General features: G+C 45.2%; 12 protein-coding genes. 5 read left to right on the top strand and 7 right to left on the bottom strand.

Annotated features, from left to right (window positions below):
- The coding region (locus QUA13_RS14740; RefSeq protein ID WP_333199592.1) for an IS4 family transposase at positions 1-684 on the bottom strand (684 nt) is incomplete at its 3' end.
- A 209-nt stretch (positions 685-893) separates the two neighbouring features.
- On the opposite strand from QUA13_RS14740, the gene rlmN reads away from it, so the two are divergent.
- Positions 894-2,003, top strand: a complete 1,110-nt coding sequence (gene rlmN / locus QUA13_RS14735) for a 23S rRNA (adenine(2503)-C(2))-methyltransferase RlmN (RefSeq protein WP_333199586.1) — start codon at positions 894-896, stop codon at positions 2,001-2,003.
- Between the two features lie 397 nt (positions 2,004-2,400).
- On the opposite strand, the gene QUA13_RS14730 is transcribed toward rlmN, so the two are convergent.
- The 3 genes from QUA13_RS14730 to QUA13_RS14720 all read right to left on the bottom strand — a co-directional run bounded on the left by QUA13_RS14730 (position 2,401) and on the right by QUA13_RS14720 (position 5,020).
- On the bottom strand, positions 2,401-3,510 hold the full coding sequence (locus QUA13_RS14730; protein ID WP_333199584.1) for a class I SAM-dependent methyltransferase: 1,110 nt from the start codon (positions 3,508-3,510) through the stop codon (positions 2,401-2,403).
- Positions 3,503-4,174: a phosphoribosylglycinamide formyltransferase gene (purN, locus tag QUA13_RS14725; RefSeq protein WP_333199582.1), complete on the bottom strand. Its 672-nt coding sequence runs from the start codon at positions 4,172-4,174 to the stop codon at positions 3,503-3,505. The genes QUA13_RS14730 and purN overlap by 8 nt, the downstream gene beginning before the upstream one ends.
- A 270-nt stretch (positions 4,175-4,444) precedes the next feature.
- Complete coding sequence (locus QUA13_RS14720; protein ID WP_333199580.1) at positions 4,445-5,020, bottom strand: GNAT family protein; 576 nt, start codon at positions 5,018-5,020, stop codon at positions 4,445-4,447.
- A gap of 59 nt (positions 5,021-5,079) precedes the next feature.
- Between QUA13_RS14720 and QUA13_RS14715 the strand changes: the two genes are divergently transcribed.
- Positions 5,080-5,970, top strand: a complete 891-nt coding sequence (locus QUA13_RS14715; protein WP_333199579.1) for a sugar ABC transporter permease — start codon at positions 5,080-5,082, stop codon at positions 5,968-5,970.
- Positions 5,971-6,224: 254 nt separating this feature from the next.
- On the opposite strand, the gene QUA13_RS14710 is transcribed toward QUA13_RS14715, so the two are convergent.
- The gene (locus tag QUA13_RS14710; RefSeq protein ID WP_333199577.1) at positions 6,225-6,815 is read right to left on the bottom strand and encodes a DJ-1/PfpI family protein; all 591 of its coding nucleotides are present in this window, start codon (positions 6,813-6,815) and stop codon (positions 6,225-6,227) included.
- 78 nt (positions 6,816-6,893) lie between these two features.
- Between QUA13_RS14710 and QUA13_RS14705 the strand changes: the two genes are divergently transcribed.
- Positions 6,894-7,259, top strand: a complete 366-nt coding sequence (locus QUA13_RS14705; RefSeq protein WP_333199575.1) for a hypothetical protein — start codon at positions 6,894-6,896, stop codon at positions 7,257-7,259.
- A 169-nt stretch (positions 7,260-7,428) separates the two neighbouring features.
- Here the strand turns inward: QUA13_RS14705 and QUA13_RS14700 are convergent, their stop codons facing one another.
- Both QUA13_RS14700 and lipA read right to left on the bottom strand, forming a co-directional pair.
- Positions 7,429-7,575 carry a photosystem I protein PsaX gene (locus QUA13_RS14700; protein ID WP_172190106.1) on the bottom strand — a complete coding sequence of 49 codons (147 nt, stop codon included), beginning with the start codon at positions 7,573-7,575 and terminating at the stop codon, positions 7,429-7,431.
- 126 nt (positions 7,576-7,701) lie between these two features.
- Positions 7,702-8,658, bottom strand: coding sequence for a lipoyl synthase (lipA, locus tag QUA13_RS14695; RefSeq protein WP_333199573.1), 957 nt, complete (start codon positions 8,656-8,658; stop codon positions 7,702-7,704).
- Between the two features lie 198 nt (positions 8,659-8,856).
- On the opposite strand from lipA, the gene QUA13_RS14690 reads away from it, so the two are divergent.
- Both QUA13_RS14690 and QUA13_RS14685 read left to right on the top strand, forming a co-directional pair.
- Complete coding sequence (locus QUA13_RS14690) at positions 8,857-9,411, top strand: response regulator (protein WP_172190102.1); 555 nt, start codon at positions 8,857-8,859, stop codon at positions 9,409-9,411.
- Positions 9,412-9,413: 2 nt separating this feature from the next.
- A complete protein-coding gene (locus QUA13_RS14685) occupies positions 9,414-9,593 on the top strand; it encodes a hypothetical protein (RefSeq protein ID WP_333199571.1) in 180 nt (59 codons plus the stop codon).
- The last annotated feature ends 71 nt before the right edge of the window (positions 9,594-9,664 follow it).

Here is a 9,664-nt window from a genome sequence, read left to right as displayed (position 1 = left end):
GACTAACTCCATCTCTTCTTTAAGATGGTTGGATGAGGACTCTAAACATCTGTTTTGAGTTGCTCGAATCAAAAAATCTGCCCCCTGACGGTTCGCGCAGGCAAACAAGTCATAAAAGTCCGCTTCTCGATCGGCAATTGTGACTACTTGTTGTGAATCAGGGATGATAGATGACGTGTTTTTTAAAGCATCAAGCCATCTTTGGCTTTCTTTTTCCTCAGTTAATTTTTGAGAACGTTGAGCAGCTTTACCTAAAGATTTTAGGTCTCTAGCCCAGACATATTGAGCGATAATTCCTAATGGTAGCCCCTGTGTTGTTGCTGCAAAAGTTGAATGTACTTTCAATCCCTGAGCATATTTACTATCAAGATATCCTACTCCTTTGGCTGCTTTATGAGTAGTGTAATTTAATTCCGTTGTATCCTGTATTGCCAAGATAATTTGATGATTTTTGATTCTTGAAAGTGTCGCATCTACGTGTCCTTGCCTAAGCTGAGCTGGTTTTATATATGGTGAATCCCAGAAATCATAAGTAGCCTTAGTTTCTGCCCATGTACCACTAGCTTGAGGTACACTGGATGTGGGTTTATCAATCAAGTTAGAAACAATTTTCATGAATCTATTTGTTCTTCTTGCGTCTCCCAATTGAGTTTTTTCTAATTCTTGCCTTACCCATTGATTGATCGTTTTAACCTGACTCCTGGGCGATCACCCGAGCGTTCAACTGCACAGATATTAATTTTTGTCAACTTTTTTGTTAAGAAAGATGTTTATAAAGCATAGCTGATTAAGAGGGATTTAGGGGGATCGAGACTTCACCTTTTTGAGGATTAACGGCAGCTTTGGTCGAGAAGTTTTAATATAGAGGGTGGCTTTAAATTTTCTGATGACCTATGTCTCCTACTTCCGTTTCTCAGGTGTACTCTTCTGGTAATTCCAAGGGCGCGAATCAGTCTCGCAAGACTGCTGCTTTGGCTGTTGAGTCTGGTAAAATTCCGCCCTTGCTGGGGGCGAGTTTAGCTGAGTTAACGGAGTGGGTACAGCAGCAAGGACAACCGGCTTATCGGGGAAAGCAGTTGTACCAGTGGATTTATGAGAAAGGTGCGCGATCGATCTCTGACATTTCTGTATTCTCGAAACAGTGGCGCGAGACTGTTGCTAAAATTCCGATCGGGCGATCGACCATTCACTATCGATCGGTCGCACCAGACGCCACGGTAAAGTATCTCTTAAAATTGGCAGACGGTCAAATCATTGAAACCGTAGGCATTCCCACCGATAAACGGCTGACTGTGTGCGTCTCAGCCCAAGTTGGCTGCGCGATGGGATGCGACTTTTGCGCTACTGGGAAAGGCGGTTTCAAGCGCAATTTAGAAAAACACGAAATCGTCGATCAAGTCTTGACAGTACAGCAAGATTTCGGCCGCAGAGTCAGCCACATCGTGTTTATGGGAATGGGCGAACCCCTGCTGAATTTTGATAATGTTGTAGCTGCTGTCAAGTGTTTGAATCAAGACGTAGGGATTGGACAGCGAAACATCACCATTTCTACAGTAGGAATTCGCAATCGCATCAGCCAACTAGCTGAACATCAACTGCAAGTTACCCTCGCCGTCAGCCTCCACGCTTCCAATCAAAGATTGCGCGAAGAGTTAATTCCTAGCGCCCGCCCTTATGTTTTGGGTGACTTAATCGCAGAATGTCGGGAATATGTGCGATCGACTGGGCGCAGATTGAGTTTTGAATACGTACTTTTAGCAGGTGTGAATGACTTGCCGGAACACGCAGCCGAGTTAGCCACACACTTGCGCGGTTTTCAGTGTCACGTCAATTTGATTCCTTACAATCCGATTCAGGAAGCTGAATATAAGCGACCGACTCCCAACCGAATTAACAGTTTCGTTGCGGTTTTGAAGGAAAAGAAAATTGCAGTTAGCGTCCGGTATTCTCGCGGCTTAGAAGCAGATGCAGCCTGCGGACAATTGCGAGCATCTGAGGTTTAGGATTGGATTTTTAATCCCTAAAAATTGTCGTATGGTGCGTGATCTCTGAGATGTTGCACCATTCTCAATTAGCTTTTTGCGGGCGCGCAGGATGCCCACCCCACAAGAAGAAAACTCCATCTTTGTGGAACAGGCATCTTGCCTGTTCTTAAGAATGGTGCAAGATGTGAGTTAGACCGCGTTATTTTATCAATCATCGATAAACTAAATTGTGACCGAAAGCATCCAGGATACAAGCCCCCGGATTCATTCCTTCGCAGACTCAGGACGGAGAAATAAAAAACCTGTATCCGATGAAACTTGCCCCTCGAATTTATCCGTGGGGTCAATGCTTCGATTCTTGAATCTAAAATCTAAAATCTAAAATCTAAAATCGATTGACGCACCATACTACTCTTTATAAGCGTTTAACAAGTATCCACCGCAACTCTAACGGCGGTGTTTGTTGGACGGGAAATAAATCGCGCCCGCTAGCCCAACTCGCAAACCAAGGTGTCGGCGGCCACGCCGAGTCAGGCAAATGTTGTTGTTCGTATTCAATCACAGATTCATCAGAAATAATTTCTAATGGCAAACCCTCTATCGCTGCTTGCAATTCTTGTCTGGTAATCAGATAAGACCAACACAATTCAGACATTTGTTTGGCCATCTCGTCGGGTTCGTATCCATCTACTGCTAAGAAAGCACTGAATAAGATAAGCCCGCCGCTTAAAACAGCATCGGACATTTTGCCGAGGAACAGGCGGACTTGTTCGGGGTAGCGGAAATGAGAGAGAACTTCGGTAGCGATGGCTAATTTGTACCGATAAGTTTTCATCCTCAATAATGGGTCTAAAACGTCGCCTTGGGTGACATTTACCGGCAAGTTTTCGGCGGTTGCTGCTGCTGATAGTTTTTCAGCAAATATGGGTGTTAATTCGATCGCATCCACGGAATGGCCTAACCTTGCTAAGGGCAAACTATTGCGCCCTGGACCCGCACCAACATCTAAAATAGGTGCTTTTCCCGGTTCGCCTAATTCAGCGGCAGTGGCGATAACTTTAGCATCGGGATGGCTGCCGAATAAAGGTTCGGGGCGAATATCCGGCCAGCTATGATATTTCTGGGCCATGGATTCGACTTGAATCTTGGTATTCAGAGTAATACCGCCAGCTAAACCGCTTTGAGAATTGGCGGGAAAATATGAGACTATTAGATTAGCGTGGGGGGAATTTTTGAATCCTTCTGCTAAGGCGTTGGCGATTAATGTTCGCAAGTTTTGGGTTTGGGCAGCGTTGATGTTTTGTCCCAGAATGTTTAAAAAGTCTGACAGTAATTTAAGATAGTCGTCTAGCATCGATGGCAAGCAAGGCAGATAGAATTCTCCCTTGATGCCGATGTTCTTTTTGAGCCTTTCTTTGAGAATTAATTTCAGGCGATTCGAGTCTATCAGCGGCGGGCCTGTTTCGGGTGAGTCGCTGACGGGCAATTCGGGGATAGATGCGGCATTGGTGAGGTTTTTAGTCACAATATTTTCGATTGGATTCGGCAATAAGTGCGATCGCACCGAGCATAATCTTGTGCTCTTGCACCTGAATTCTCGCGTGCAGGGTTTCTGCGGTATCATCAGGCAATACTGGCACCGCAGCCTGCATTAAAATCGGCCCGCTGTCTACTTCTAAACGGGCGATATGCACCGTACATCCGGTGATTTTAACCTTAGCGGCCAGTGCTTGCTCGACGGCATGAATTCCTGGGAAACTCGGCAGCAAACTGGGGTGAATGTTAATAACGCGATCGGGAAAAGCATCGAGCAAAACTTTGGTAACAATCCGCATCCAACCCGCCATCACTACCCATTCTACATCATATTCTTGGAAAGTTTTAACAATTTTTGTATCTAATTCTTCGCGGCTTTTGCACTCGCGGTGATTGAGCAGAATCGAGGGAATTCCGTATTTTTCGGCTCTGGCTGCGGCTTTGGCTTCGGGGTTGTTGTAAATTAATACTGGGATTTTAGCGTTGAGTTGTTGATTTTGGATAGCTTGTGCAATTACCTCGAAGTTGCTGCCGCTTCCTGATGCTAAAACTCCTAGTTTTAAGGGAGGATGGGCCGGCGCGATCAAACTTTTGCCAATCTCAGGAGAAATCAGGCAGGCATTGGAATTAGCAGATACTGGATTAGCGGTCATTCGATTTTAGATTTTAGATTTTAGATTTTGGATTGACCCCACGGATAAATTCGGGGGCGTGAGGATTTTAGATTTTAGATTTTGGATTGATTCCACGGATCAATCACGTGGCGGGTACCATCAAGAAATTCTCGGTCATAAAAATAAAAACTATTCACTCGTCTTCTACAATACAGGTAAAGGGTAATGTGTGCTTCGGCGCACTCTACATGGAGATATTGCCTAAGTCCTAAGTATATTATTTTTTTTCGCTGAGCTACTGATTAACTCCTATTCTACAATATTATCAAAAAACTCTTCCCTGAGAATCGAATAAATTTTCAGATCCCAATATCTGTCTTTCACAAATAGGTGCTGTCGTAAAATCCCTTCCCATTGCATCCCCACTTTTTCCATCACCCGAGCCGAAGCAATATTGTTAACCTCACATCGAGCCATAATTCGATTCAGCAACATCTCCCGAAAACCGAATTCAATCACTGCATTGACAGCCTCGCTCATGTATCCTTCGCCCCAATAGCTCCTAGAGAGTGCGTAGCCAATTTCCGCGCGGCTGTGCGTCATGCTCCATTCCACAAATCCGCAAGTCCCGATAAACTTTTTCTCGGCTTTATGGACGAGTCCCCAATCTACCAGCTCTCGTCTTTTGTACATTTTTGTAAGTGACTTGAGAAAGTATTTAGTGTCTTCGATCGAGGTGTGGGTTGACCACATTGTGTATTGTGATACTTCGGGGTTTGAGGCATACTCAAACATATCGCTCGCATCGTTTAAAGTAATTTTTCTCAGCAGCAGTCTCTCAGTTTCTATAGTGGGTAAATTGGCTAAAATATCGAGAAGATTCATTTTGACATTGACCTATATTGTGATACCATTTAAAACTAAAAGCTAAAATTTACAAGCCAATGGTTCCGATTAAATTTGGGCGTTTTAACTGGTTGGATAATGATTCGATCGCAGCTTGGACTTTTCTGGCCCCAGCTTTGCTGTTTCTGGGTATTTTTTTGATTTGGCCGATCGCCTATTTATTTTACCTCAGCTTTACCAGCGGCAGCTTTACCCAATCGGGAGTGCGTTGGATTGGCTTGAACAACTACTGGCGTCTAGTCACCAACCCGGATTTCTGGCAAATTATCCAAAATACGCTCTATTTTACTACTGCGACAGTCATTCCCAGTTTAGTGATTCCATTGGGCTTAGCAGTTTTGCTAAATCGCTCGTTTGCTTGGCGAGGAGCTCTCCGCACCGCTTATTTTATTCCTTCGATTACCTCTTTAGTTGCAGTTGGCTTGGGTTGGCGGTGGTTGTTTCAAACCGAAGGCCCGGTGAATAATGCCCTAAATGCGATCGGCTTAAATCCAATTCCTTGGCTTAGCAGCACAGTTTGGGCAATGCCAGTGATAATTCTGCTCAGTGTTTGGAAACAATTAGGCTTTAATATGGTAGTATTTTTAGCAGGATTGCAAGCAATTCCGGTAAATCGTTACGAAGCGGCAGAATTGGATGGAGCTAATGCTTGGCAGCAATTTTTGTACATCACTTTACCCGGTTTGCGACCGACTTTAGTATTTGCTACAGTCACTACTGCTATTTTTACCCTGCGGAGTTTCGAGCAAGTTTACGTCATCACCGGCGGCGGCCCTTTAAACTCTACTAATTTGCTAGTTTATTATATTTACGAGCAAGCTTTTTCGCAATTTGATTTTGGCTATGCAGCCGCAGCGGCAACTTTCCTGATGGCTTTAGCTTTAGTATTAGTCTATTTACAGCTAAAAGTTTGGGGCGAAGATTCTTAATACATATTTAAAAAAGTCTTGCTACAATCCTCAATCTTATACCAATTATTAAAAGGGAACGGTAGGGACACGGCATTGCCGTTTCCGGTGCGGGGAGTAGGACACGGCATTGCCGTGTCCATAGAGATGCTCGATTTTCATACTTGGTATAATTAGGTTATGCGTAGTTTGACGCGCAAGAATTATAGCGGTGAGATACGCACTTCGCACCCTAGATATACAGGTTTTGCATAAGGACGGAATTAACTGGATTCCTAATTACCAATTTTATATTCCATGTGCTCTGCTGTTTGTTCAGCTTGTGCTGTTCCCAAAAGCTTGCCGACAACGTACAAAGACATATCAATTCCCGCAGAGATTCCCCCAGAGGTGATGATTTTGCCGTTATCTACAAATCGCTGATTTTCGATAATAGTTGTGTTGGGCGCTAATTCTCTCAATAAATCCAATGCCAGATGGTGTGTAGTTGCTGCCAAACCTTCCAACAAGCCAGCTTTTGCTAAAAGCAGCGAACCCGTACAGACAGAAAGCACTAATTCTGCGGTTGGCGCACAATCTTTTATCCAATTAACAACTGCTGAATTATTGATTAACTGTCTCGTACCTTGTCCTCCCGGTACAATTAAAATATCCGGTGGCGGACAATCGGAAATGGTGCAGTGGGGATTTACGCTCAAACCGTTGCGGGCGTTGACAGCACCGGGATGTTCGGCTACCGTAGAGACTGCAAAAGGTCGCTCGCCCTTACTTAATTCTGATGTCACCGCAAACACTTCAAAAGGGCCTGCAAAGTCCAGTACCTCGACATCATCGAACATTAAAATAGCTACGTTCCTAGTTGCCATAAGACATACTTCTGATAGAGACCAAAAATAGGGGCGATTTGTTATGGTAGAAGTGGTATAATTTCAATTATTAAAGCTATGCCGAAAAATCTTCGCCATCGCGCCATAAAAATCTGTCTTTTTTGTCTGGCTTGCGTCTTAGCAATTGCTGTTGCGCCAATTGTCACGCCCGCTCAATCCACAACTCAATTAGAATTTCGCATTACTCAATTAGAAACTCAAATTTCTGAACTCAGAGGACAAATCTACAGTTTGCAGAATCAAGGTTCTAGAGTTAACAGGCCTCAGTCTCCTAACCTTCCGGGTGCTAGTCGGACAAATCCTAGAGTGCGGTCGGGAGACCCGATGTTTGACAATTTAGCAACTTTGGCAATTGAAACGAAGCAAGATGTTATCAAAATTAAAGAGCGGTTGTCAAAGCTAGAATCCTCTAGAAATCGCTAGAGAAGTCATTAGTTAGAAGGAAGAGGGAAGAAGTCAGCAGTCATTAGTTAGAAGGATGAAGTCATATTCTCGCCAACTCAAAACTCAAAACTCTCCCCCTCTCCCTCTCTCCGTCTCTTCGACGTTGAGGTCGAGAGCAGCAGGGTCTGCTAAAAATCAAGTTGCAGAACTATTCAATGATATGGAAATAATAGGCTGCAACCAAAAAATTGATAGCTAACAGCAACAGAAACCAGGCTGCGCGAAAGGTGTAAGGGAACTTGCCCGTTTTCATCACGGACTCGGATTTTAATTGGTTCTTCGCTATCTCTGCCATAGGTAAAGCTCCTAATTCATAATGTCACTCTATTTACAAATAGCAGAGAGCGTCGCACTTATGCACAATCCTCTAGAGTTATTTTTTGTAACAATGAGTTTATACCGAGTTAAATAGAGATTAATTTCAATCGCTCTCTCCGGCGTGGTATGAACTGCGGACGAGAGGCCCCGATCGCACGCGCTCAAACCCCATCTCCCGGGCGATCGACCCGAAACGGTCAAATTCGGCCGGCGTCCAGTATTTGCGCACTGGGAGGTGCTCTAGAGACGGTCTCATGTATTGACCGAGGGTGAGCCGATCGCACTTGGCCTCCCGCAAATCGGTCATCGCTTCGACTATCTCGGCTTCGGTTTCTCCGTGTCCCAACATCAAACCGGATTTGGTGGGAATATTTGGGTCATATTGCTTAACAATACGCAGAACGTCGATCGAGCGATCGTACTTCGCCCCCCTCCGCACCGGCCCTTGCAACCGGCGCACCGTCTCAATATTGTGGTTGTAACAAGCCGGTTTAGCCTCCACCACCGTGCGAATCCGATCTCGCTGCAACTCATCGAGGCCGGAATTCTCCCCCTCTGAACTCCTCCCGATTCCCCCCCAAAAATCCGGCGTCAGCACCTCCACTTCAGTATCCGGGTTCAGAATGCGGATTTGGGCGATCGTCCTGGCAAACCAACCCGCACCCCCATCCGGCAAATCGTCCCTAGCCACCGAAGTCAGCACCGCATAGCGCAAACCCAACAACTGCACAGCCTCAGCCACCTTTTGCGGTTCCTCCGGGTCGAGGGGCATCGGAGAATGACCTTTATCTACTTGACAAAAAGCACAAGCGCGGGTGCAAGTCGGCCCCATCAACAAAAAAGTCGCCGTTTTTTGGGCGTAGCACTCGCCCCGGTTGGGACATCTGCCCTCCTCGCAAATCGTGTGAATTTGCCGCTGTTTAATAATTTTTTGCACTTGCGAAAGTTCGCTAGCTTTGCCAACGGGCCTGCGCAACCACTCCGGCATCGCCTCTATTTCACCCCGCATTTGGGCGGCAACTGCTTTGACTGTAGGAGTTTGAGGAGTTTGGGGCGACATATAATTAAGTGGCGATCGAGTTAATGCCTTCGATCCTATCCGAAATCAAAGTCCCTGAACTTGTAGCAACCTCACCCTAAACCCGAATCGCGCCCAAGTGCAACAAAACTAAACTCGCCCAGAATTATGGGTAGAATTCTGTTAGGGATATACTGAAGGTTGCAAATCATCACTCATTCATTACTGAAGGAGTCAGTCGTGGCTGGTCAAAAAATCTTGGTAATCGATGACAGTAAAGTCATCCGCGTCCGAGTCCGAGAGATGTTGCCTCAGGGTAACTTTGAAGTTCTAGAAGCAAAAGACGGTGAAGAGGGACTCAAACTGATCCGTCAAGCCCGTCCGAATCTAATTATGTTAGATTTCCTACTGCCGAAAGTCAGCGGTTGGGAAGTTTATCAAAAAGTGCAAGCCCATCCCGAGCTTTCTAAGATACCTTTGGTGATCATGTCGGGCCGCGAAGAAGAGGTGATGGAAAAAATTCCGAAACCCTTTGAGAAGCATTTTTTTGCATTCATCGCCAAACCCTTTGAGAAGAAGCAGCTAACCGAGGCAATCAAATCGGCGATGGTACTGGCGAAAAAGAAACCGGTGCCCGAAGCCCCAGCCGCCGCCGCTGCTGCACCCACTTCTGGAGCGGGTGCGGCCGAAATTCAGGCGATGACTGTGAAAATGGCAAAAATGCAAGCGGAAATTGATGCACTCAAAAAACAAATGACTCAGGTGATTACGATCATCAAGCAGAAATTGAAATAACTTTGCTGTTTTTTGAAGACACTTATGTAGAAGGAAACTTCCACACCGTAAAACTTTCTCTTGAGTCTGAATGGCTGCGCTTTTATCCGCATTTTTTTGCCCAATTGTTTGAGCGAGTGCGATCGCCAACAGCCTGCAACTGGTTTCTCAAAATCCCAGCCAGAAAATCAATTAAAAGTTAAAAATAAAATAAGGGAGGAAATTAATTATTAATTAATATTAGGATTTTTAATTCCCGCTCGTTCCACACTCA

The organism is Microcoleus sp. S28C3 (assembly GCF_036700785.1).
GTDB lineage: Bacteria > Cyanobacteriota > Cyanobacteriia > Cyanobacteriales > Microcoleaceae > Microcoleus > Microcoleus asticus.
The sequence above is the reverse complement of the archived record's forward strand: the minus strand, read 5'-3'. Positions and strand labels throughout refer to the sequence as shown.

Bases quoted from the DNA above. Each gene is read 5' to 3' on its own strand.
- rlmN (WP_333199586.1), top strand. From the start codon at position 894: ATGTCTCCTACTTCCGTTTCTCAGGTGTACTCTTCTGGTAATTCCAAG.
- purN (WP_333199582.1), bottom strand. From the start codon at position 4,174: ATGACCGCTAATCCAGTATCTGCTAATTCCAATGCCTGCCTGATTTCT.
- QUA13_RS14720 (WP_333199580.1), bottom strand. From the start codon at position 5,020: ATGAATCTTCTCGATATTTTAGCCAATTTACCCACTATAGAAACTGAG.
- QUA13_RS14715 (WP_333199579.1), top strand. From the start codon at position 5,080: ATGGTTCCGATTAAATTTGGGCGTTTTAACTGGTTGGATAATGATTCG.
- QUA13_RS14710 (WP_333199577.1), bottom strand. From the start codon at position 6,815: ATGGCAACTAGGAACGTAGCTATTTTAATGTTCGATGATGTCGAGGTA.
- QUA13_RS14705 (WP_333199575.1), top strand. From the start codon at position 6,894: ATGCCGAAAAATCTTCGCCATCGCGCCATAAAAATCTGTCTTTTTTGT.
- QUA13_RS14700 (WP_172190106.1), bottom strand. From the start codon at position 7,575: ATGGCAGAGATAGCGAAGAACCAATTAAAATCCGAGTCCGTGATGAAA.
- lipA (WP_333199573.1), bottom strand. From the start codon at position 8,658: ATGTCGCCCCAAACTCCTCAAACTCCTACAGTCAAAGCAGTTGCCGCC.